Source organism: Amnibacterium endophyticum (genome assembly GCF_042680685.1).
Classification (GTDB): domain Bacteria; phylum Actinomycetota; class Actinomycetes; order Actinomycetales; family Microbacteriaceae; genus Amnibacterium; species Amnibacterium endophyticum.
Map to the genome: position 1 here is coordinate 22264 of NZ_JBHUEA010000021.1, position 20815 is coordinate 43078.

The following is a 20815-nucleotide window of genomic DNA, read 5'->3' on the forward strand; positions in this document are numbered from 1 at the left end:
CCGCGGGTTCCCGGCCCGGGACCCGCCGTGTGCCCCCACTTCTGGGGATACTCGTGGTGACCGCTCACGCGAGGGAGGCCGACATGACGCTGCTGATGCCGGAGGGCACCCGACTGCTGCACATCGGCCCGGCGAAGACCGGGACGACGAGCCTGCAGAGCGGGTTCCACTACAACCGCGAGGCGCTCGAGCCCCACGGGGTGCACTACGCCGGGCGCGGCACGCAGCCCCGCTCCGCCGCGGGCGCCGTCGCGCTCGGCCGCCGCATCGCCGGCCACCGCTCGGGGCTCGAGGCCTGGCCGAGGCTCGTCGAGGAGGTCCGGGAGTCCACGGCGAAGCGGGTCGTGATCAGCAGCGAGACGTTCGCCCGTGCCGGCGACGACGGCGCGCAGCGGGTCGTCGAGGCCTTTGGGGCGGAGCGCACGCGGGTCGTGATCACGATGCGCCCGCTCGTGGACATGCTGTCGTCGTCCTGGCAGCAGTTCGTGCAGACGGGCAGCGTCGAGCGGTACGAGGACTGGCTGGACCGGATGCTGAACAGCCCGGACACCGTGAACGGCCCGCAGCCCGAGTTCTGGCGGAAGACCCGGATCGACGCGCTCGCGCGGCGCTGGGGCGCGCTCGTCGGACCCGAGCAGGTGACGGTCGTGTCGCTCGCCGGGGCGCCGCGCGACTTCGTGCTGCGCACCTTCGAGCAGTTCACGGGGCTGCCCGACGGCACGCTGGTGCCGAACCCCGCGAGCGACAACGTCTCGCTCGGGTTCGGGGTCGCAGAGACGGTGCGCCGCTTCAACGAGCTGTTCAAGGGCATGGAGGGCACGAGCGCCGACCTGCAGGCCGCGCTGATCGAGTTCGGCGCGGTCCGGCACCTGCGCACGGCACCGGCGGCGCTGCAGGCGGATGCGCGCATCGAGGTTCCGCAGTGGGCGGCCGACCGCGCCGCCGCGCTGACCAGGGAGATGAACCAGGGGCTCCGCGACGCCGGGGTGCGGATCGTCGGGGACCTGGAGGCGCTCGAGGTCCCGTCGCGCGCGCCCGTGCCGTCCGTCGTCACCCCGACCGCCTTCAGCACCGAGGCGGGGGCGAACCTGCTGGTCGGCATGATGCTCGCGGCGGGGAACGGCGCCCTGCCCGTCCTGCCGCAGGACCGGCGGGAGGCGGCGCTGACCGCCATCGAGGGCCTCGGCACGAAGGACCTGCTCGTCGCCGCCGGGCGCCGCCTCGGCGACCGGGTCCGCCGTCGCGTCCGGCGCGGGCGGGACGAGGGCTGAGCCGACCGGTCAGCCGCGCAGGCCCAGGCGGCGCAGCACCCGGCCGCCGAGGCGCCGCACGCGCGCGGACCGGTCCGCGGCGTCGACGTCGAGGACGACGCGTCGCGCCGCGCCGACCGCCAGCCGGTAGCGGCGCGCGCCCAGCCGGACCTCCGTCCGGTCCACGAGGGCCCGCTCCTCCGCGGACACCACGAGGGGATCGGCGGCGACCTTGCCGATGCCGCGGACGGCGACGACGACGGTCCAGCGACCCGGCCGCTGCAGCTCCGGCCTTCCCGCGACGTCGACGACCGCGGCGACGTGCAGCACGCCGTCCTCGACGCGCTGCTCCACCTCCGCCTGGACCACCGTGCCGCTGTCCGCGTGCCGCAGCCGCACCGCGACCCGCGCCGACGCCGGGACGCGCTCCAGCTCCGCGGTCTCCGCGGGGCCCGGGTAGCCGGCGGGCGGGTCCGAGACGATCGCGGGCGGCGCCGCGGTCGCGCGCTGGTCGGCCGTCAGCCGCAGCAGCAGCCGGGCCGACGACGGGTCCAGCCGGACGGCGACGAGCCGCGGCCGCACCCGGATCGTCGCCTCCCACTCGGCGAGGGCCAGCGCGTCCTCCGCGCGGTCGTCGAGCGCGAGCCGCCCTGCGAGCCGGTCGCCGACCGCGAGCGCGTCGACCTCCTGCACCGGGTAGTGCTCGCGCAGCAGGTCGCGGACGGCCGCGAACAGCCGGGCCCGGTCGTCGGTGCGCCTCAGGTAGGAGCGGCCCCGCAGGCGCGACACCGCCTCGACGCGGAGCCATCGCCGCCGCATCGCGACCCGGGTGCGCTCGTCCGGCGCCTCCTCGTCGACGACCCGGATCGCCTCGGCGGCGTTGCCGAAGTAGCCGTTCCACTCGACCGAGCCGCGGCTCGCGTTCTGCCCGTCGTCGCGGATCACGAAGTAGTAGACCGGCCGGTCGGCGTAGATGCTCACCCGCCGCGCCCGCAGGTAGGCCTTCGTGACGAAGAGGTGGTCCTCGAGCCGCCGCTTCCCCTCGGGGAAGCGGATGCCCCGCTCGTCGAGGAAGGCCCGCCGGTACAGCTTCTGCGGCGTGAGCGAGTCCATGAGCAGCGCCATGTCCTCCTGCGCGTCGACGACCGTGCGCCGGAAGATCCGGACGGGCGCGCTGCGCCCCACCCCGACGATCTTCCCGACCACCACGTCGGAGCCGTGCTCCTCGGCGAAGGCGGTCAGCCGCTCGAGCGCCTCGGGGTCGAGGCGGTCGTCGTGGTCGGACAGGAAGACGTAGTCGCCCCGGGCCGCCTCGATCCCGAGGTTGCGCGGCCGCCCGGGCCAGCCGCTGTTCGGGGTGTGCATCACGCGGAAGTTCGGCGTCCGTGCCGCGGCCTCGTCGAGCAGGGCCGGCGTGCCGTCGGTGGACCCGTCGTCGACGAGGACGACCTCGAACTCGGCCGGGTCGAGCGTCTGCGCGCGCAGCGAGTCGAGGAGGTCGCGGATGTAGGGCCCGGTGTTGTAGACCGGCACGACGACGCTGACCTTCACGGCGCGACCGTCCCTCCCGGCGCCGGGCGCGCCGAGACGCGAGTATGGCAAGAACGCCTCAGCGGGGTCTTCCTAGGCTGGCGGGATGCGCATCACGGTCCTCGCCGGCGGCGTGGGCGGGGCCCGGTTCGTCCGCGGGCTCCGGCACCTCGTCGCCATCACCGACCTCGACGCCGAGATCGTCGTCGTCGGCAACACCGGCGACGACGCGTGGGTGTCGGGCGTGCGGGTGACGCCCGACCTCGACTCCCTGCTCTACGCCCTGGCGGGCGTCAACGACGAGGGGCGCGGCTGGGGCCGCGAGGGCGACTCGGAGCGGGTCAGCGACGAGCTGCGCGCCTACGGGGTGGGCTGGCCGTGGTTCACCCTCGGGGACCTCGACCTCGGCACCTGCCTCGCCCGCACCGCGCTGCTGCGGGACGGGCTGCCGCTGTCCGCGGTCGTCGAGCGCCTCGCCGCACGCTGGCCGCTCGGCGTGACGCTCCTGCCCGCGACCGACCAGGAGGTGGAGACCTGGGTGCACGTCGTGGAGGACGGGCGGGACCGCGAGCTCCACTTCGAGGAGTGGTGGGTGCGCACGCGCGCCGCGCTGCCCGCGACCGCGTTCGTGCAGCGCGGGGTCGAGCGGGCGGTGCCCGCGCCCGGCGTCGTCGAGGCGATCGCGGAGGCGGACGTCGTGCTGCTCGCGCCGTCGAACCCCGTCGTGTCGATCGGCACGATCCTCGGCATCCCGGGCATCCGGCAGGCCCTCGCCGCGACCGCGGCACCGGTGGTCGGGCTCTCGCCGATCATCCGCGGCACCGCGCTGCGCGGGATGGCGAACGCCTGCCTCACGACCATCGGGGTGGCGGTCGACGCCGCCGCCGTCGCCCGGCACTACGGCGCCCGGGCGCACGGCGGCCTGCTCGACGGCTGGCTGGTCGACGAGGCCGACGCCGACGGCGTGCCGGGCCTCGAGACGGGCGGGATCCGGGCGCGGGCCGTACCGCTCAGGATGACCGACGACGCGGCGACCGCGGCGATGGCGCGCGCCGCGCTCGAGCTGGTGCGCTGACGGCTGGCGCGCTCCCAGTGCGGCCTGGGAGCATCGACCCCATGGACAACGTCATCGGCGCCGTCATCGGCATCGTGCTGCTGGTGCTGAGCATCGCCTGCTTCCCCATCGCCTTCGCGCTGGGCGGCGCATGGCTGCCGATCTTCTTCCTGATCGGCATCCTGCTGCTGTCGGCCTGCCTGCCGCTGCCGGTCTTCCTGCTGCAGCGCTTCGAGGGCGTCGGCGACCGCTGAGCCCGACCCGGCCGCCGGGCCGACGCGTCAGGCGGACCGGGCGGCGCGCACGGGCGGGATCGTGTCGGCCGGGCGGCGCAGCAGCGCGGCCGTCCTGGTGCCGACCCCGAGCCTCGCCGCGATCTCCAGGTCCTCCAGGGTGTCCACGTCGCGGCGCAAGCGGTCGGAGGCGCGCAGCATCCGGTGCCCGAGGTTCCGGTGCCGGTCCGCCGACCCCGGGCCGAACGCCGGCAGCAGCGGCATGCCGGGCTGCCCGGTGATCATGACCGTGCCGGTCCCGGCCGCGTCGGGGACCATGCCGAGCGGCACCTCCTCGGCGAGCTCGAGCGTGCGGTCGAGGTCCTCGGCCGAGAGCGCCGGCACGTCGCCGAGCAGCACCGCGATGCCGTAGTCCGGCCACGAGTCCTGCGCGTACCGCAGCCCCTCGCCGATCGCGTTGTTGAGCCCGACGGACCGCTGCGTGCGCACCGTCACCGCGACGGGCAGGCGCAGGTCGCCGACGAGCGCCGGGTCGTCCGTCTGCACCAGCACCATCTTGACGCGCGGGGACCCGGCGACCGCCTCGAGCGTGTCGCGCGCGAACGCCTCGGCCAGCGCGGCGCGGTCGGGCCGCTCGCCCAGCCGCTGCTTGCCGTCCTCGAACCGCTTGATCGGGACCAGCACCACCCAGTCGATCACCATGCACCTCCGGGAACACCGTCGTCGGGATCGCCCGACTGCTCCTTCGAACCCTCCGCGTAGCCGTCGCGGTACCCGTCGGCGTACGCCTCCGCCGACCCCTGGCGGAACATGTCGTCCTCGCTGGGACGCACGAGCGCACGCGCCCCGGGTCCGTCCCCGTCGACCACGTGGCGCCCCAGCCCGCGGACCACCGCCACGGGCCGGTGCTCCGCCTTCCCCTTGACGAGGTCGGCGAGCGCCGCGATCTCGTCGGCCACCGCGACCACCGTCACGTCCATCGTGCGGCCCGAGCCGTCCGGGCGCCCACGCAGGTCGTCGACGACGTCGAGGCCCGCCGCGCCGATCGCGACGTCGGTCTGCCCCGTGCGCCACGGACGCCCCAGGGTGTCGGAGACCACGACGCCGACCGGACCGCCCGCGGCGGCCGAGAGCGGCTCGCGCAGCGCGCGGGCGCTCGCGTCCGGATCGACCGGCAGCAGCAGGACCGTGCCCGGCTCCACGTTGCTCGCGTCGACCCCGGCCGCGGCGCCGACGACGCCGAGGCGGTTCTCGACGATGCGCGTCAGACCGCCGCCGCGCTGCCGCCGGGTGGCGACGACGCGGACGGTCTCGTCGGTGATCGCCTGCTCGCGGTCGTCGGCGACCACCGTGCGCCCCTCCGCCTTCGACACGACCTTGCTCGACACCACGACGACGTCGCCCGGCTCGAGCGCGCCGACGACGCCGAGCAGCAGCGCGGCGAGGTCGTCGCCCGCGCGGACCTCCGGCACGCCGTCCGGCGCCCAGGCGGTGAGCGTCGCGCTCATCGGACCAGCTTCGGCAGCACGTCGCGGGCGAACACGTCGATCCACTCCCGCTGGTTCCGCCCGACGTTGTGCAGGTAGATGCGGTCGAAGCCGAGGTCGGCGTAGCGCTGCAGGCTGCGCAGGTGCTCGTCGGGGTCGCTCGAGATCACGAGGCGTCCCTCGAAGTCCTCCGGCCGGACCAGCTTCGCCATCTGCGCGAAGTCGTGGGGGCTGCGGATGTCGGCCTTCGGGAACTTCATGCCGCCGTTCGGCCACTCGCGCATCGCGTTGGCGAGCGCCTCCTCGTCCGTCGGCGCCCACGAGAGGTGCACCTGCAGCACCCTCAGCGCCTGGGCGGGGTCCTTCCCGGCCTCCCGCTGCCCCGCGTCGAACCGCTCGAACAGGCCGCCGATCTTCTCGAGCGGGGCCCCCACCGTGATCAGGCCGTCGACGGCGCGACCGGCGCGCTTGGCCGTGACGGGCCCGGCGGTCGCGACGAGGATCGGCGGCCGCTCGTCCATCGTCCACAGCCTGGTCGACTCGTGCTTGTACCAGCGGCCGTCGAACTTGACGTCCTTGCCGTTCAGCGACGCCGTGAACAGGCCGTCGATCAGCTCGATCGCCTCGAACATGCGGTTGATCCGCTCGGGCGTCTCGGGCCAGTAGCCGGCGACGACGTGCTCGTTCAGGGCCTCACCGCTGCCGAGGCCGAGCCAGTGCCGCCCCGGGTACATCGCCGCGAGGGTCGCGGACGCCTGCGCGACCATCGCCGGGTGCCAGCGGAAGGTCGGCGCGGTCACGCCCGGCCCGATGTCGCCGGTGGTGCGCTCGCCGAGCGCGGCGAGCACGTTCCACACGAAGGCGCTGCTGCCCTGGTCGGGGACCCAGGGCTGGAAGTGGTCCGCGGCCATGACGCCCGAGAAGCCCTTCGACTCCGCGTACGCCGAGTACTCGACGACCTGCGAGGGGTGGAACTGCTCGAGCATCGCGGCGTAGCCGATCTGCAGCGTGCTCATGTCCCCGGCATGCTCCCATCACACGCTGAGCCGCGGCTCAGCGGACGCCCGGAGAGTCCGTCCGCCCCGATCCGCTCCCTGCGGCGAGCGCCTTCTCGGCGTGCTCGCGCACCTCGGGCTGCAGCCGCACGGCGCCCGAGTCCGCCGCGTCGAGCAGCGTGCGGGCGTCGGCCGCGCCCGGCCGGAACCACCGGCCGATCGTCACGCCGTGGCCCGGCCGGTCCACGACCTCGATCGGGTCGCCGGCCCGCACGTCCCCGGCCCGCACGACCCGGAGGTAGGCGCCGGGCGCTCCCCGCCGCTCGAAACGGGCGACCCAGCCGGTCACGCCCATGCGCCGCTCGAAGGTGCCGCACGGCCGCCTGGGGCTCGTGACCTCGAGCAGCAGCCGCTCGCCGACGCGCCAGCGCTCCCCGATCACCGCGCCCGTCACGTCGACGCCCGCGGTGCGGAGGTTCTCCCCGAACAGGCCGGGCACCACGTCGCGGCCGAGCTCGTCGGACCAGCGGTCCGCGTCCTCCTGCGCGTACGCGTACACGGCCTGGTCCTCTCCGCCGTGGTGCCGTCGATCCGCCTGCACGTCCCCGTGCAGCCCGAGCGGCCGGACGCGCACCGCCTTCGTCAGCGGGCGCTTGTCGATCGCGGTCACCCCGACGCCGCGATCGGGCAGCAGCGCGTGGACCGCGCACACCGCGAGGACCTCAGCCACGACCCGGCCCCTGCGGCTGCAGCGCGCGGGCGACCGGGCCCGGCACGTACGGCGCGACGTCCCCGCCCAGCGCGGAGACCTGGCGCACGAGCGAGCTGCTCACGTGGCTCGTCGCGGGCTGCGCGACGAGGAACAGCGTCTCGACCCCGGCGAGGTCCCGGTTCACGAGCGCCATCGGGGTCTCGTAGGCGGCGTCCGTCGCCGAGCGCAGCCCCTTGACCAGCACCTCGGCGCCGACCTGCCGGCAGTAGTCGACGAGCAGCCCCTCGGACCACGAGTCCACCTCGACGCCGTCGACGCCCGCCTCGGCCAGGGACTCGCGGATCAGCGCGATCCGCTCCTCCGGCGTGAAGCGCGCCTGCTTCGCCGGGTTGTGGGTCACCAGCACGTGCAGGCGGTCGAACAGCCGCGCCGCGCGGGCGATGACGTCGAGGTGCCCGAGGGTGACCGGGTCGAACGAGCCCGGGACGACGGCGATGCGCACGGAGGCATCCTCCCGGTTCGACGGCCCGCGCGCCCGCTTCTTCGCCGCGCAGTGACGGATTCGGCGCTGCTGCGGGCCGAGGACGTCACCCGCGGGCGAAGAAGCGGATCAGCTCTTGTCGAGGAAGGCCCGCGTCTCCTCGTCGGACGAGCGCTCGATCGCGTGCCGCAGCGCCGGGTGGGCGTCGAGCGCCGGGTCCTCGGCGAGCAGCGCCGTGGCGGTCTCCCGCGCCAGCTCGATCAGGTCGCCGTCGCGCGTGACCCGCAGCAGCCGCAGCTGCGAGCGGGCGCCGGACTGGCTCGCGCCCAGCACGTCGCCCTCGCGCCGCTGCTCGAGGTCGACCTGCGCCAGTTCGAACCCGTCGGTCGTCGCGGCGACCGCCTCCACCCGCTCGAGCGCCGGCGTCTGCGGCTCGGCGTGCGTGACGAGCAGGCACAGCCCGGGCAGGCCGCCGCGCCCGACGCGGCCGCGCAGCTGGTGCAGCTGCGACACCCCGAAGCGGTCCGCGTCGAGCACCACCATGAAGGTCGCGTTCGCGACGTCCACGCCGACCTCGACGACGGTGGTGGCGACGAGCACGTCGATGCGACCCTCGGCGAAGGCCGTCATCACGGCGTCCTTCTCCTCGCCGCTCATCCGGCCCGTCAGCGCCTCGATGCGGGCGCCCTGCAGGGCGGGCTGCCCGCGCAGGTCCGCGAGCACCCCCGTCACGGTCGAGAGCGGCGGCCCCTCGTCGTCCGTGCCGGCGGGCGGCGCGCCGCCGTCGCCCTCGTCGCCGATCGCGGGGCAGATCACGTAGCCCTGCCGACCGGCCGCGACCTCCTGCCCCGCCCGCCGCCAGACGTTCGGCAGCCAGCGCGGCTTCTCGGCCAGCGGCACGACGTGCGACTCGATCGGCGCGCGGCCGGCGGGCAGCGTGCGGATCGTGGAGGTCTCGAGGTCGCCGAACACCGTCATCGCGACGGTCCGCGGGATCGGGGTCGCGGTCATCACGAGCGTGTGGGGCGCCGTCCCCTTGCGCCGCAGCAGCTCCCGCTGCTCCACCCCGAACCGGTGCTGCTCGTCGACGACGACGAGCCCCAGGTCGAAGAACTCGGTCGAGTCGGACAGCAGCGCGTGGGTGCCGACCACGATCCGGGACTGGCCCGTGACGAGCCGGAGGGCCGCCCGCCGGCGCTCGGCGACCGGCATCTGCCCTGTGACGAGCGTCGGCATCAGCTCGGCGGCGAGATCCGGCCCCAGGGAGCGGACGATCGAGCGGAGGTGCTGCGCGGCGAGCACCTCCGTCGGCACGAGCAGGGCCGACTGGCCGCCGGACTCGGCCACCGCGAGCATCGCGCGCAGCGCGACGAGCGTCTTGCCGGACGCCACCTCGCCCTGCAGCAGCCGGTGCATCGGCTCCTCGCCCGCGAGGTCCGCGGCGATCTCGGCACCGACGAGCCGCTGATCCGCGGTCAGCTCGAACGGCAGGGCCGCGTCGAACCGCTCGAGGAGGCCGCCGGGCCGCGGCGCCCTGGGGGTCGCGGCGAACATCGCGCGCACCGCCCGCCGCTGCAGCAGCGAGGTCTGCAGCAGGAACGCCTCGTGGAAGCGCAGCGTGCGCTTCGCCTGGATCCAGTCGCCGTCGTGCGCGGGCCGGTGGATGCGCTTCAGCGCCGCGCCGTAGCCCATCAGCCGCGCCACCCGGCAGACCTCGAGCGGCATCGGATCGTCCGGCTCGCCGAGCGCGTCGAGCGCCAGCTGCACCGCCTTCTCGAGCTTCCAGGAGGGCAGCGCCGCCGTCGCCGGGTAGATCGGCAGGGGCTGCTCCAGCCAGCGGGCGGCGCCCTCCGGGTCCGTCTCCGGATCGGGCGGCGCGTCGTCCTCCTCGCCGAACAGCCGGTGCTGCGGGTGCGCGAGCTGCCGCATGCCCTTGTACAGCTTGACCTTGCCGCTGAAGAGGCCGCGCCTGCCGGGCACGAGCGCGTTCGCGTTCTTCTCGTCCGTCACGAACGGCTGGTTGAAGAAGACGAGCGACAGCGTGCCGGTGCCGTCGCTGATCAGCACCTCCTGCATCGAGCCGCGGCGCTGCCGCAGGGTGCGCGACTGCGCGCGCAGCACCTCGGCGACGATCGTGACGTCGGTGTCGAGCGGCAGGGCGTCGAGCCGGCTGAGCTCGCCGCGCTTGACGTACCGGCGCGGGTAGTGCGCCAGCAGGTCGCCGACGGTGCGCAGCTCCAGCTGCTTCTCGAGGGTCTTCGCCGTCCGCTCGCCCACCACGAAGGCGAGTCGCTGGTCGAGCGGCCCTGCCATGGCGCCATCGTACGAAGTCGGTCCGACACCGGTCGAGCGGTGCGGGAGGCTGGTGGCGTGCCGAGGATCGTCGCCGGGTGGGCCGGCTCGCTGCAGCTCGCCGTGCCGCCCGACGGCACGCGACCGACGAGCGACCGCACCCGCGAGGCGCTGTTCTCGATGCTCGAGGCCCGCGACGCCGTCGACGGAGCGGCGGTCCTCGACCTCTACGCGGGCTCGGGGGCGCTCGGGCTCGAGTCGCTCAGCCGCGGGGCCGCCTCCGCGGTGCTGGTCGAACGGGCGCCGCGCGCCGCGCGCGTGATCCGGGAGAACGTCGCGCGGCTGCGCCGCGCCGCGCCCGCCCCCCTCGACGTCCGGGTGGCGCAGCAGGCGGCGCGGGCGTTCCTCGCGGCTCCCGGCGGCGCGTTCGACCTCGTGCTCTCGGACCCGCCGTACGACCTGGCCGAGGCGGACGTCGCCGCGGACCTCGTCGCGCTGCTGCCGCACCTGACGGCGGAACCGCTGGTGCTGCTGGAGCGGTCGGTCCGCTCCCCCGCTCCGGTGCTGCCGGACGGGCTGGTGCTGGAGCGCACGCGGACCTACGGCGACACGGCGGTGCACCTGCTCGTGCGGGGCTGAGCGCCGGGCCCGGCCCGCGGGCGCGGGTGGTCTCGAGGCTCGCTGCGCTCGCACCTCGACCGGCGGAGAAGGCTCGCTGCGCTCGCACCTCGACCAGCGGAAAAGACTCGCTGCGCTCGCACCTCGACCAGCGGAGGCTCAGCCGGCGAAGCTGTCCCAGCCGGCGTCGGAAGCGACGGCGCCGCCCAGGCGCACCTCCCCGGTGCCCTCGAGGACGCGGCCGAGGCGGCGGAAGCCGGTCGGGAGCGCGCCGGAGAAGGTCGCGAGCAGGCCGTGGTCCTCGCCGCCGCCGAGCACCGCGGCGAGCGCCTCCTCCGCCGAGCAGCCGGCGGCCGCGGCCACGACGTCCGCCTCCCGCTCGACCGCCGACGCGTCGAGGTCGAGGTCGACGCCGCTCGCCCGGGCGATGCGGGCGCCGTCCCGCAGCAGCCCGTCGGAGACGTCGAGCATCGCGGTCGCCCCGGCGAGCGCCGCGGCTGGCCCCGCCGCGATCGGCGGCGTCGGGGCGAGCTGCGCGGCGAGCAGGCCCGGGCGATCGCGCCGCAGCGCGGCCACCGCGGCCGGGTCCTGCTCCCCCGCTGCGAACAGCAGCCGCAGGGCGGCGCCGGCGAGGCCGAGGTCCCCCGCGTAGCCCAGGACGTCCCCCGGGCGCGCTCCCGCCCTCGTCACCGGCGCCCGCCCCTGCAGGTCGCCCGCGACCGTCACCGCGATCGTCAGCACCGGTGAGCGCGTCAGGTCGCCGCCGACCACGCCGATCCCGGGGGCGAGGACGGAGCAGGCCGCCGCCATGCCGTCCGCGATCCCCTCGAGCAGCGTCACCGGGGTGTCGGCGGGCGCGGTCAGCGCCACGAGCAGCCCGGTCGGTGCGCCGCCCATCGCGGCGACGTCGGCGAGGTTCGTCGCGACCGCCTTGCGCCCGAGGTCCTCCGGCGTGGACCAGGCGCGGCGGAAGTCCGGCCCCTCCACCATCACGTCGGTGCTGAGCAGCACCCGGCCGTCCGGCGCGGCGAGCAGCGCCGCGTCGTCGCCCGGGCCGAGCAGCGCAGCGGCACCGCCCAGTCGCGGGAGGATCCGGGCGAGCGCCGCCAGCTCCCCCACCGCTCCGAGGTCGTCGCTCACGGGATCGCCGACGGCGTCGCCGACGCACCGGGATCGGCGAGGCACCTGCGGTCCGTCCCGCGCGTGCTCGTGGCCACCGCGCCGCTCAGGGTCTCGAGCGCGTCGTTCACCGAGGCGTCCCGGGTGGTGATGAGCTGCACGCCCGGCGCCCGCCCGTAGGTCGTCGCGATCCGCTCGTCCCCCGACTCGGACAGGAGCCAGTCGACCCCGCTCTGCGTGGTGCAGGGCAGCGCGCTCGCCTCCGGCGTCTCGACGCCGCAGTACAGCGTGACCGAGGCGGGGGTCCCCCACGCGGCCGTGCCCTGCGCGTCCGTCTGCCGCCGCTGCGCGTCGCCGATGGTCTCGATGCCGCGGATGCCCACGATCAGGCTCGCGCAGCCGACCGCGGTCGCCTGCGGCGCCGGCGTCAGCGAGACGGTCGGCGCGCAGCCCGCGAGCAGCAGGCACGCGGCGAGCGGGAGCGCGAGCCGCCTCATCCGGCGAGCGTGATCAGCTCGGTGATCAGCTCCGGATAGCTCACCCCGGCCTCCTGCCAGCAGCGCGGGTACATCGAGATCGGCGTGAAGCCGGGCAGCGTGTTGACCTCGTTCACGACGAAGCCCTCGTCCGTGAAGAAGACGTCGACCCGGGCGAGGCCCGCGCCGCCGAGCGCCTCGAACGTGCGGACCGCGATGCGCTCCAGCTCCATCCGCTCCCCGTCGCCGAGCGGCGCCGGGCAGACGAGGTCGATGCCGGGCGCGCCGAGGTACTTGGCCTCGAAGTCGTAGAACGCGCGGCCCGTCACCACGATCTCGCCGACCGCGGAGGTGCGGGGCGCGCCGCCGGTGCGGCTGCCGAGCAGCCCGATCTCGAGCTCCCGTCCCCGCACGCCGCGCTCGATCAGGACCCGGCTGTCCTCCTCGAACGCGATCCGCAGCGCCGCGTCCAGCCCGGACGGGTCGTCCACCTTCGAGACGCCGACCGACGAGCCCGCCCGCGCGGGCTTCACGAACGCGGGGTACCCGAGCCCCGCGACGCGGCGCCGCAGGAAGGCGTCGTCGACGAGGTCGGCGCGCGTCACCGTGATCCACGGGGCGACCTCGACGCCCGCCGCCTGCAGCACGGTCTTCGTGAAGTGCTTGTCCATGCCGAGGGCCGACGCGAGGACGCCGTTGCCGGCGTACGGCAGGCCGATCAGCTCGAAGAGGCCCTGGATCGTGCCGTCCTCGCCGTAGGGGCCGTGGAGGATCGGGAAGGCGACGTCGACGTCGCCGAGCGACTCGAGCGCGCCGTCCGGCCGCTGGACGCGCAGCTCGCGCGTCGTCGTGGACTCCGGCCACAGGACGCGGCTGCCGTCGTCGCGGACCTCGGGCAGCTCCCGGCCGTCGAGCGCATACGCGGCCGGGTCGTCCCGCTCCAGCACGAACGCGCCGTCGCGGGTGATGCCGACCGGCACCACCTCGAACCGCTCCCGGTCGATCGCCCCGAGCACGCCGCCCGCGGTGACGCACGAGATGCTGTGCTCGCTGGACCTGCCGCCGAACACCAGCGCGACCCGCGTCTTCTCCGCCACGGGCTCGAGGCTACCCATCGCCCGCCCCGGTCCTCGCGGGCGCGGGAACGCGGACTTGCCGCGAATCGCGGATGGACGCGGCGCGTCGCCGCAAGATGCGGCAAGTCCGCGGTGCCGCGCGCCGGTGCGAGGGGCTACTCGCCGACCGGGGCCGGGTCCTGCGCCGCGTGCGGCGCGAGCTCGCGCGGGTCCAGGACGCCCGCGACGACCTGCTGCACCTGCGTGCAGATCGGCATCTCGACGCCGCGCGCCGCCGCGAGCGCGAGCACCGGGTCGAGGGACGCGAGTCCCTCCGCGACCTGGTCCATCGTGCGCAGCACGTCGTCCTTCGTGTAGCCCTGCCCGAGCAGCCGCCCGGCGCGGTTGTTGCGGCTGCGCGGCGACTCGCTCGTCGCGATCAGGTCGCCGAGCCCCGCGAGCCCGGCGAGGGTCTCCGGCTGCGCGCCGAACGCTGCCGCGAAGTCGCTCATCTCAGCCAGCCCGCGCGTCAGGATCGACGCCTTCGTGTTGTCCCCGTAGCCGACGCCGACCACGATCCCCACCGCCAGCGCGATCAGGTTCTTCAGCACGCCGCCGAACTCGGTGCCGATCACGTCCGTGTTCACGAAGGTGCCGAAGTAGCGGTTCGCCGCCGCGGCCGCGACCCGCATGGCGCAGTCGAGGGACTCGGACGCGACGACCGCGGCCGTCGGCTGCTCCCGCGCGATCTCGAGCGCCAGGTTCGGGCCGGACACGACCGCGACGCGCTCGGCGGGCACGCCGAGGCCCTGCCGGATCACCTCGCTCATCCGGAGGCCGGTGCCCTCCTCCACGCCCTTCATGAGGCTGACGACCGCCGCGTCCGGCACGAGCAGCCCGTCGACGTCGGCGAGCAGGCCCCGCAGCGTCTGGCTGGGGACGGAGAGGAACACGAGGTCGGCGCCCGCGAGGGCGTCGCGCAGGTCGCTCGTCGCCCGCACCTCGTCGGGCAGCGTGACGCCCGGCAGGTAGTCGTCGTTGCGGCGGCGGCGCTGCACCGCCTCGGCGACCTGCGGACGACGCGCCCAGAGCGCGACGTCCTGCCCCGCGTCGCCGAGGACCTTCGCGAACGTGGTCCCCCAGCTGCCCGCGCCCAGCACCGCGGCGGTCATCGCGCCCCCTTGGTGCCGTGGAACGCGGGCGCGGGTGGTCTCGAGGCTCGCCGCAGCGCGGTTCCTGAGGCCCTCGAAGGGCGCACCTCGACCAGCGGGAGGGCTCGCTGCAGCGCGGTCCCTGAGGCCCTCGAAGGGCGCACCTCGACCAGCGGGACGGGCATCAGAAGCGGCCCGTCTCGGACTGGCCGTGCTTCGACGGGTCCCAGCGCTCCGGCGGCGCGGTCTCGCCGCGGAGGCCCTCCTCGAGCCGCGTGATCGCCGCCATGATCCGGTCCGTCGCCTCGTTGAGCGCGGCGCGGTCGCCGACCCGGCCGAGGTCGGCGAGGTCGACCGGGTCGCCGAAGACGACGTCGATGCTCGGCCGCGGGGACAGCGTGAAGCGGGTCGAGTTCACTGGCATCAGGCCCTGCACGCCCCAGTGCGCGGCCGGCACCACGGGCAGCCCCAGCTCCAGCGCGAGCCGCGCCGCGCCGGTCTTGCCGCGCATCGGCCAGAGGTCCGGATCTCGGGTGAGCGAGCCCTCGGGGTAGACGATCACGCCCTGCCCCTCCTCGATCAGCCGCTTCGCGGCGGACAGCGGCAGCGCACCTCGGGCGGCCCCGCCCCGCTCCACCGGGATCTGCCCGATGCCGTGCAGCAGCGAACCGACGACGGGGATCCGGAACAGCGAGGCCTTCGCGAGGAAGCGCGGAGCGCGGCCGGCGTGCCAGACCGCGTACCCCATGACGACGGGGTCGATGTTCGACATGTGGTTCGGCGACAGGATGAACGCCCCGGTCGCGGGCACCTTGTGCCCGTCCCGGATCCGGATCGTCGCGACGCCCTTCAGCGGCGGGATGAGCAGGGCGGCGAAGAGCCAGAGCAGCGACGGGCGGCGCGTCTCGGTGCCGCGCCGCCGCCGTCGCTCAGCCATCGACCGTGAAGCGGGCCCCCAGCGCCTTCAGCTTGCCGCCGAAGTCCTCGTACCCGCGGCTGATGATCCCCACGTTGCGCACGGTGCTCGTGCCCTGGGCGGTCAGCGCCGCGATGAGGTGGGAGAAGCCGCCGCGCAGGTCCGGAACGGTGACGTCCGCGCCGTGCAGCGGGGTCGGCCCGGTGATCACCGCGGCCTGCTCCAGCTCGCGCCGGGCCACGCGGCGGTTCGGCGCCGCGAAGCCGCGCGGGTGCACGCGGATGTCCGCGCCCATCTTCTGCAGCGCGTCCGTGAACCCGAACCGGTTCTCGTAGACGGTCTCGTGGATCGTGGAGACCCCGTCGGCCTGCGTCAGCGCGACGACGAGCGGCTGCTGCCAGTCGGTCATGAAGCCGGGGTGCACGTCCGTCTCGATCAGCACGGGCTGCAGCGTGCCGCCCGGGTGCCAGAAGCGGATGCCGTGCTCGAGCACGTCGAACTCGCCGCCGACCTTCCGGAAGATGTTGAGGAACGTCATCATGTGCTCCTGCACGGCGCCCTTGACGAAGACGTCGCCCTTCGTCGCGAGCGCGGCGGAGGCCCAGGAGGCCGCCTCGTTGCGGTCGAAGATCGCGCGGTGCGTGTAGCCCCGCAGGTCCTTCACGCCCTCGATCAGGATCACGCGGTTCGGCTCGACCGAGATGATCGCGCCCATCTTCTGCAGGATCGCGATCAGGTCCATGATCTCGGGCTCGATCGCGGCGTTCCGCAGCTCGGTCGTGCCGCGGGCGCGCACCGAGGTGAGCAGCACCTGCTCCGTCGCCCCGACGCTCGGGTACGGCAGGTGGATCGTCGCGCCGTGCAGGCCGTTCGGGGCCGACAGCCGGATCCCGGTCGGCAGCTTCTCGACGATCGCGCCGAACTTGCGGAGCGCGTCCAGGTGGAAGTCGATCGGCCGGTCGCCGATGCGGCAGCCGCCGAGGTCCGGGATGAAGGCCTCGCCGAGCTGGTGCAGCAGCGGGCCGCAGAACAGGATCGGGATGCGGCTCGAGCCCGCGTGCGCGTCGATCTCGCGCATGTGGGCCCGCCGCACGTTCTTCGCGTCGAGCAGCAGCTCGCCGGGCTCGACGCCCTCCTTGACGCTGACGCCGTGGATCTCGAGCAGCCCCCGCACGACGCGGACGTCGCTGATGGCCGGCACGTCGCGCAGCACGCTGACGCCGTCGGACAGCAGCGAGGCGACCATCGCCTTCGTCACGAGGTTCTTGGCGCCGCGCACGTCGACCTCGCCGACGAGCGGCTTGCCGCCCTCGATCGTGAGGCGGTCGAACGTGAGCCCGACGCTGGCGGCGGCGCGGGCCGCGTCCGAGATGACCGCGATCTGCGCGGTGCTGGGTCCTGTGCTGATGCTCATGCGTGCCTCACCGGGAGGGTCGTGGGCCGCCAGCTGGCGCGGCCCTGCTCGAACTGCGTGATGCGCTCCTCGTCGCGCAGGGTCAGCCCGATGTCGTCGAGGCCCTCGAGGAGCCGCCACCGGGTGTAGTCGTCGATCTCGAACGCGAAGGACTCCCCCGCGAGGGTGACGGTCCGCGCCTGCAGGTCGACGGTAGCCGCCGTGCCCGGATCGGCCTCGATCAGCGACCAGCATGTCTCGATCGCCGACTCCGGCAGCACCCCGGTGAGCAGCCCCTGCTTGCCCGAGTTGCCGCGGAAGATGTCGCCGAACCGGGAGGAGAAGACGGCGCGGAAGCCGTGGTCGCGCAGCGCCCAGACCGCGTGCTCGCGGCTCGAGCCCGTGCCGAAGTCGGGGCCCGCGAACAGCACCGAGCCCCGGGCGTAGGCGGGCTGGTTCAGCACGAAGGACGGCTCCTGCCTCAGATGGGCGAAGAGCGCGTCCTCGAACCCGGTCTTCGTGACCCGCTTCAGGTAAACGGCCGGGATGATCTGGTCCGTGTCGGTCGCGGAGCGGCGCAGCGGCACCGCGACGCCCGTGTGCGTGGTGAACGGCTCCATCAGACCAGGACCTCCGCGGCGACGTCGGACGGGGAGGACAGGGTGCCGCGGATCGCCGTGGCGGCCGCGACGAGCGGCGACACGAGGTGGGTGCGACCGCCCTTGCCCTGCCGGCCCTCGAAGTTGCGGTTCGAGGTCGACGCGCACCGCTCCCCCGGCGCCAGCTGATCCGGGTTCATGCCGAGGCACATCGAGCATCCGGCGAACCGCCACTCGGCGCCGAAGTCCGTGAAGACCTTGTCGAGGCCCTCGGCCTCCGCCTCGAGCCGGACCCGGGCGGAGCCCGGCACGACCATGACGCGCACGCCCTCGGCCTTCTTGCGCCCCTTCACGATCGAGGCGAACTGCCGCAGGTCCTCCACACGGCTGTTCGTGCACGAGCCCATGAAGACGGCGTCGACCCGGATCTCCTTCATCGGCGTCCCGGGCGCGAGGTCCATGTACTCGAGGGCGCGCTCGGCGGAGGCGCGCTCCTGCGGGTCCTCGATCGCGGCCGGGTCCGGCACCGCGCCCGCGAGCGTCGTGCCCTGGCCGGGGTTCGTGCCCCAGGTGACGAAGGGCTCGAGCTCGTCGGCGTCGAGGAACACCTCCGCGTCGAAGACGGCGTCGTCGTCGGACGGCAGGGTGCGCCAGTACTCGACCGCGGCGTCCCAGTCGGCGCCGGTCGGCGCGTGCGCCCGCCCGCGCAGGTAGTCGAAGGTCGTCTCGTCGGGCGCGACCATGCCGGCCCGGGCACCCGCCTCGATCGACATGTTGCAGATCGTCATCCGGCCCTCCATCGAGAGCGACCGGATGGCGGATCCGCGGTACTCGAGCACGTAGCCCTGGCCGCCGTTCGTCCCGATCCTCGCGATGACGGCGAGGATGATGTCCTTCGCCGTGACGCCCGGCTTCAGCGTCCCCTCCACGGTGATCGCCATCGTCCTGAACGGCTTCAGCGGCAGGGTCTGCGTGGCGAGCACGTGCTCCACCTCGCTCGTGCCGATGCCGAACGCCATCGCGCCGAACGCGCCGTGGGTGGAGGTGTGGGAGTCGCCGCAGACCACGGTGATCCCCGGCATCGTGAGGCCGAGCTGCGGACCGACGATGTGGACGATGCCCTGCTCGACGTCGCCGAGCGAGTGCAGGCGGACGCCGAACTCCGCCGCGTTGCGGCGCAGGGTCTCGATCTGGGTGCGGCTCGTCGGGTCCGCGATGGGCTTGTCGATCTCGAGCGTCGGGGTGTTGTGGTCCTCGGTCGCGATCGTGAGGTCGGGCCGGCGGACCGGGCGGCCCTCGGCGCGCAGGCCGTCGAACGCCTGCGGGCTCGTCACCTCGTGCAGCAGGTGCAGGTCGATGTAGATCAGGTCGGGGGCCCCGTCCTCGCCGCGGGCGACGAGGTGGTCGGCCCACACCTTCTCGGCGAGGGTGCGGGCGCCGGGGCGGGAGGGCGTCTCAGGGGCGGGTGCGGTCTCGGTCATGGCTGTCCTTCAGCAGGTCACGAGCGGTGTCCTGGCGCGCGGGGAGCCTCCGCGACGAGGGAGCCAGGGGGTTCAGACCTCGTCGCGGCAGCGAAGAAGCAGGCCGCGCAGCACGCGGGCGAGGTTACCACCGTGTTTCGCGGCCCCGTCCGCGCCACCTCGCCCAGCGTTCGCCCAGCGGACGTCAAGCCGTTGACGGATCGCAAGAATATGGTCGCCTGCCATGACCTCCGACACCGCGACCAGGGACGACCTCTACCGCGCCGCTCGGGCGGTGGGCCTCGACGTCGGCGCGCGCGCCACGAAGCAGGAGCTGCTCGACGCGCTGCGCCGCGGCGTCCCCGACGGGCACGGGCAGCAGGGCGGGCAGGACGGCGCGGACCGGCAGGACGACGGCGACGACGATGGCGACGGCGAGGACGCCGACGCGACGGACCAGGGCGGCCGGGTCTCCGCCGAGGGGCACGACGAGCACGGCGCGGAGGGCGACGCCGACGACCGCGTCGCCTCGCGGGTCGACGCCTTCCGGCGCATCGCGGAGGCGCGCGCCGCGGGCGAGATGGTGCTGCTGCCCCGGACGCTGACCGGCGACGACCGCCGCGTGCACGTCCGCCAGACGATCCGCGAGGACCACCAGCTGCGCATCGCCCGCCACGACGAGGAGGTCGTCGGCAAGTTCGACAAGCTCGCCGGCTCGCGCTTCTCCTTCTTCCGCGGCACCGCGCTCCTCTTCTACCGCGACATGGTGGGCGAGGACCCGTGGATGCCCACGGTGCTCGTCGCGGGCGACATCCACCCCGAGAACTTCGGCGTGGTGCCGAGCGCCGACAACGTGCCGACCTTCGGCATCAACGACTACGACGAGGTCTTCTACGCGCCCTTCACCTGGGACCTGAAGCGCGGCGGCACCGGCTTCGTCATCGCGGCCGACGAGATCGGCGGGCTGAAGCGGAAGCAGCGGCTGGAGGTCGTCCGCTCCTTCGTCCGCGGCTACATCGAGCACATGCGCGGCTACCAGGAGCACCAGAACGAGAAGGCCGGCGACCTGCAGCGGCACAACGCGCCGAAGCTGATCGCGGACCTGATCGACTCGGCCACGGAGGACGGTCGCGCGAGGTGGCTCGAGAAGAAGTACTTCGACGAGCACAAGCGCGGGTTCAGGGCGAGCAGGAAGCTGACGCCGGTCAGCAGCCGGAAGGCCGAGTTCCAGCGCCTGATCGACGAGTACGTCGAGCACCGCGGTCTCGACGTCCCCGACCGGGTCGACGGCATGCGGGTGAAGGACGTCGCCGAGCGGCACGGGCAGGGCACCGCCTCCCTCGGCCTCACGCGCTACTACGTGATGCTCGAGGGCGCGAGCCACGACGCGACGGACGACGTGCTGCTCGAGCTGAAGCAGGCGCGGCGGTCCGCGCTCGAGGGCGTGGTGCCGCCCTCGCCGTACGACGTCGAGGGCGCCGCGGATCGGGTCGCCTACGGCCAGCGCGTGCAGACGGTCAGCGGCGACGTCTTCTACGGCAGCCTCAAGCACGAGGGCGTCAGCTACCTCGTGCGCGAGCGGTCGTCGTTCCGGGACGACATCGACCTCGACGACCTCGACTTCGACGACTGGTGCGAGTACGCGCGGATCTGCGGCGGCGTCGTCGCGCACGCGCACGCCCTGTCGGACGACCTCGGCGTGGTCGACGTCGACATCGAGCCCGAGGTGCTCGAGGCGATGGGGCGGGAGGAGCTCTTCGTCGACGACCTCGTGCGCTTCTGCCACGAGGCCGCCGAGCGCAACCGCCGCGACCACGAGGCCTACCGCGCGGACCACGCGCTCGGCGCCTTCGAGAAGGTCGACCGCGTCTACCGCTGACGGCGCTCGGGCTGGAACGGCGTTCACGGGCCGGAACGACTGGTCGGAACGGCCCGCGGGCGCCGTTCCTGCCCGTCGCGATCCGCGGCGGAACCCGGGAGAGGATCGCTCGGCC

At 74.5% G+C, this 20815-nt stretch carries 20 protein-coding genes; 5 read left to right on the top strand and 15 right to left on the bottom strand.

Annotated features, from left to right (window positions below):
* The first annotated feature begins 83 nt into the window (after window positions 1-83).
* Window positions 84-1271, top strand: coding sequence for a hypothetical protein (locus tag ACFSBI_RS13035; RefSeq protein WP_377935609.1), 1188 nt, complete (start codon window positions 84-86; stop codon window positions 1269-1271).
* Window positions 1272-1280: 9 nt separating this feature from the next.
* On the opposite strand, the gene ACFSBI_RS13040 is transcribed toward ACFSBI_RS13035, so the two are convergent.
* Window positions 1281-2801: a glycosyltransferase family 2 protein gene (locus ACFSBI_RS13040; RefSeq protein WP_377935611.1), complete on the bottom strand. Its 1521-nt coding sequence runs from the start codon at window positions 2799-2801 to the stop codon at window positions 1281-1283.
* 85 nt (window positions 2802-2886) lie between these two features.
* Between ACFSBI_RS13040 and cofD the strand changes: the two genes are divergently transcribed.
* Both cofD and ACFSBI_RS13050 read left to right on the top strand, forming a co-directional pair.
* A complete protein-coding gene (cofD, locus tag ACFSBI_RS13045) occupies window positions 2887-3855 on the top strand; it encodes a 2-phospho-L-lactate transferase (protein ID WP_377935613.1) in 969 nt (322 codons plus the stop codon).
* 41 nt (window positions 3856-3896) lie between these two features.
* Entirely contained in the window at window positions 3897-4088 is a 192-nt protein-coding gene (locus ACFSBI_RS13050) for a hypothetical protein (RefSeq protein ID WP_377935615.1), read from the top strand.
* Between the two features lie 27 nt (window positions 4089-4115).
* On the opposite strand, the gene cofC is transcribed toward ACFSBI_RS13050, so the two are convergent.
* The 6 genes from cofC to ACFSBI_RS13080 form a co-directional block, all read right to left on the bottom strand.
* The gene (gene cofC, locus ACFSBI_RS13055; protein ID WP_377935617.1) at window positions 4116-4769 is read right to left on the bottom strand and encodes a 2-phospho-L-lactate guanylyltransferase; all 654 of its coding nucleotides are present in this window, start codon (window positions 4767-4769) and stop codon (window positions 4116-4118) included.
* Window positions 4763-5575 carry a coenzyme F420-0:L-glutamate ligase gene (cofE, locus tag ACFSBI_RS13060; RefSeq protein WP_377935619.1) on the bottom strand — a complete coding sequence of 271 codons (813 nt, stop codon included), beginning with the start codon at window positions 5573-5575 and terminating at the stop codon, window positions 4763-4765. The genes cofC and cofE overlap by 7 nt, the downstream gene beginning before the upstream one ends.
* Window positions 5572-6570, bottom strand: a complete 999-nt coding sequence (locus tag ACFSBI_RS13065) for a TIGR03557 family F420-dependent LLM class oxidoreductase (protein WP_377935621.1) — start codon at window positions 6568-6570, stop codon at window positions 5572-5574. The genes cofE and ACFSBI_RS13065 overlap by 4 nt, the downstream gene beginning before the upstream one ends.
* A gap of 37 nt (window positions 6571-6607) precedes the next feature.
* Entirely contained in the window at window positions 6608-7279 is a 672-nt protein-coding gene (locus ACFSBI_RS13070; RefSeq protein ID WP_377935623.1) for an MOSC domain-containing protein, read from the bottom strand.
* On the bottom strand, window positions 7272-7763 hold the full coding sequence (coaD, locus tag ACFSBI_RS13075) for a pantetheine-phosphate adenylyltransferase (RefSeq protein ID WP_377935625.1): 492 nt from the start codon (window positions 7761-7763) through the stop codon (window positions 7272-7274). Before coaD ends, ACFSBI_RS13070 begins: the two co-directional genes overlap by 8 nt.
* A 108-nt stretch (window positions 7764-7871) precedes the next feature.
* Window positions 7872-10055, bottom strand: coding sequence for an ATP-dependent DNA helicase RecG (locus tag ACFSBI_RS13080; RefSeq protein ID WP_377935627.1), 2184 nt, complete (start codon window positions 10053-10055; stop codon window positions 7872-7874).
* A 57-nt stretch (window positions 10056-10112) separates the two neighbouring features.
* Between ACFSBI_RS13080 and rsmD the strand changes: the two genes are divergently transcribed.
* The gene (gene rsmD / locus ACFSBI_RS13085; RefSeq protein WP_377935629.1) at window positions 10113-10673 is read left to right on the top strand and encodes a 16S rRNA (guanine(966)-N(2))-methyltransferase RsmD; all 561 of its coding nucleotides are present in this window, start codon (window positions 10113-10115) and stop codon (window positions 10671-10673) included.
* A 138-nt stretch (window positions 10674-10811) separates the two neighbouring features.
* Here the strand turns inward: rsmD and ACFSBI_RS13090 are convergent, their stop codons facing one another.
* The 8 genes from ACFSBI_RS13090 to leuC all read right to left on the bottom strand — a co-directional run bounded on the left by ACFSBI_RS13090 (window position 10812) and on the right by leuC (window position 18842).
* The gene (locus tag ACFSBI_RS13090) at window positions 10812-11792 is read right to left on the bottom strand and encodes a thiamine-phosphate kinase (protein WP_377935631.1); all 981 of its coding nucleotides are present in this window, start codon (window positions 11790-11792) and stop codon (window positions 10812-10814) included.
* Window positions 11789-12268, bottom strand: a complete 480-nt coding sequence (locus ACFSBI_RS13095) for a DUF3515 family protein (RefSeq protein ID WP_377935633.1) — start codon at window positions 12266-12268, stop codon at window positions 11789-11791. Before ACFSBI_RS13095 ends, ACFSBI_RS13090 begins: the two co-directional genes overlap by 4 nt.
* On the bottom strand, window positions 12265-13344 hold the full coding sequence (locus ACFSBI_RS13100) for a D-alanine--D-alanine ligase family protein (RefSeq protein WP_377935635.1): 1080 nt from the start codon (window positions 13342-13344) through the stop codon (window positions 12265-12267). The genes ACFSBI_RS13095 and ACFSBI_RS13100 overlap by 4 nt, the downstream gene beginning before the upstream one ends.
* Before the next feature lie 134 nt (window positions 13345-13478).
* Window positions 13479-14474, bottom strand: coding sequence for an NAD(P)H-dependent glycerol-3-phosphate dehydrogenase (locus ACFSBI_RS13105; RefSeq protein WP_377935637.1), 996 nt, complete (start codon window positions 14472-14474; stop codon window positions 13479-13481).
* 163 nt (window positions 14475-14637) lie between these two features.
* Entirely contained in the window at window positions 14638-15390 is a 753-nt protein-coding gene (locus ACFSBI_RS13110; RefSeq protein WP_377935639.1) for a lysophospholipid acyltransferase family protein, read from the bottom strand.
* Complete coding sequence (gene murA, locus ACFSBI_RS13115; RefSeq protein ID WP_377935641.1) at window positions 15383-16783, bottom strand: UDP-N-acetylglucosamine 1-carboxyvinyltransferase; 1401 nt, start codon at window positions 16781-16783, stop codon at window positions 15383-15385. Before murA ends, ACFSBI_RS13110 begins: the two co-directional genes overlap by 8 nt.
* A complete protein-coding gene (gene leuD, locus ACFSBI_RS13120) occupies window positions 16780-17382 on the bottom strand; it encodes a 3-isopropylmalate dehydratase small subunit (protein WP_377935643.1) in 603 nt (200 codons plus the stop codon). Before leuD ends, murA begins: the two co-directional genes overlap by 4 nt.
* Window positions 17382-18842: a 3-isopropylmalate dehydratase large subunit gene (gene leuC / locus ACFSBI_RS13125; protein ID WP_377935645.1), complete on the bottom strand. Its 1461-nt coding sequence runs from the start codon at window positions 18840-18842 to the stop codon at window positions 17382-17384. Before leuC ends, leuD begins: the two co-directional genes overlap by 1 nt.
* 223 nt (window positions 18843-19065) lie before the next feature.
* Here leuC and ACFSBI_RS13130 point away from each other — a divergent pair, with 223 nt between their 5' ends.
* Window positions 19066-20700: a DUF2252 domain-containing protein gene (locus tag ACFSBI_RS13130; RefSeq protein WP_377935647.1), complete on the top strand. Its 1635-nt coding sequence runs from the start codon at window positions 19066-19068 to the stop codon at window positions 20698-20700.
* The last annotated feature ends 115 nt before the right edge of the window (window positions 20701-20815 follow it).

What these genes read in the sequence shown, in the direction of transcription:
- ACFSBI_RS13035 (WP_377935609.1), top strand. Translation starts at nt 84, where the DNA reads ATGACGCTGCTGATGCCGGAGGGCACCCGACTGCTGCACATCGGCCCG.
- cofD (WP_377935613.1), top strand. Translation starts at nt 2,887, where the DNA reads ATGCGCATCACGGTCCTCGCCGGCGGCGTGGGCGGGGCCCGGTTCGTC.
- ACFSBI_RS13050 (WP_377935615.1), top strand. Translation starts at nt 3,897, where the DNA reads ATGGACAACGTCATCGGCGCCGTCATCGGCATCGTGCTGCTGGTGCTG.
- cofC (WP_377935617.1), bottom strand. Translation starts at nt 4,769, where the DNA reads ATGGTGATCGACTGGGTGGTGCTGGTCCCGATCAAGCGGTTCGAGGAC.
- cofE (WP_377935619.1), bottom strand. Translation starts at nt 5,575, where the DNA reads ATGAGCGCGACGCTCACCGCCTGGGCGCCGGACGGCGTGCCGGAGGTC.
- ACFSBI_RS13065 (WP_377935621.1), bottom strand. Translation starts at nt 6,570, where the DNA reads ATGAGCACGCTGCAGATCGGCTACGCCGCGATGCTCGAGCAGTTCCAC.
- ACFSBI_RS13080 (WP_377935627.1), bottom strand. Translation starts at nt 10,055, where the DNA reads ATGGCAGGGCCGCTCGACCAGCGACTCGCCTTCGTGGTGGGCGAGCGG.
- ACFSBI_RS13095 (WP_377935633.1), bottom strand. Translation starts at nt 12,268, where the DNA reads ATGAGGCGGCTCGCGCTCCCGCTCGCCGCGTGCCTGCTGCTCGCGGGC.
- ACFSBI_RS13105 (WP_377935637.1), bottom strand. Translation starts at nt 14,474, where the DNA reads ATGACCGCCGCGGTGCTGGGCGCGGGCAGCTGGGGGACCACGTTCGCG.
- ACFSBI_RS13110 (WP_377935639.1), bottom strand. Translation starts at nt 15,390, where the DNA reads ATGGCTGAGCGACGGCGGCGGCGCGGCACCGAGACGCGCCGCCCGTCG.
- murA (WP_377935641.1), bottom strand. Translation starts at nt 16,783, where the DNA reads ATGAGCATCAGCACAGGACCCAGCACCGCGCAGATCGCGGTCATCTCG.
- leuD (WP_377935643.1), bottom strand. Translation starts at nt 17,382, where the DNA reads ATGGAGCCGTTCACCACGCACACGGGCGTCGCGGTGCCGCTGCGCCGC.
- leuC (WP_377935645.1), bottom strand. Translation starts at nt 18,842, where the DNA reads ATGACCGAGACCGCACCCGCCCCTGAGACGCCCTCCCGCCCCGGCGCC.
- ACFSBI_RS13130 (WP_377935647.1), top strand. Translation starts at nt 19,066, where the DNA reads ATGACCTCCGACACCGCGACCAGGGACGACCTCTACCGCGCCGCTCGG.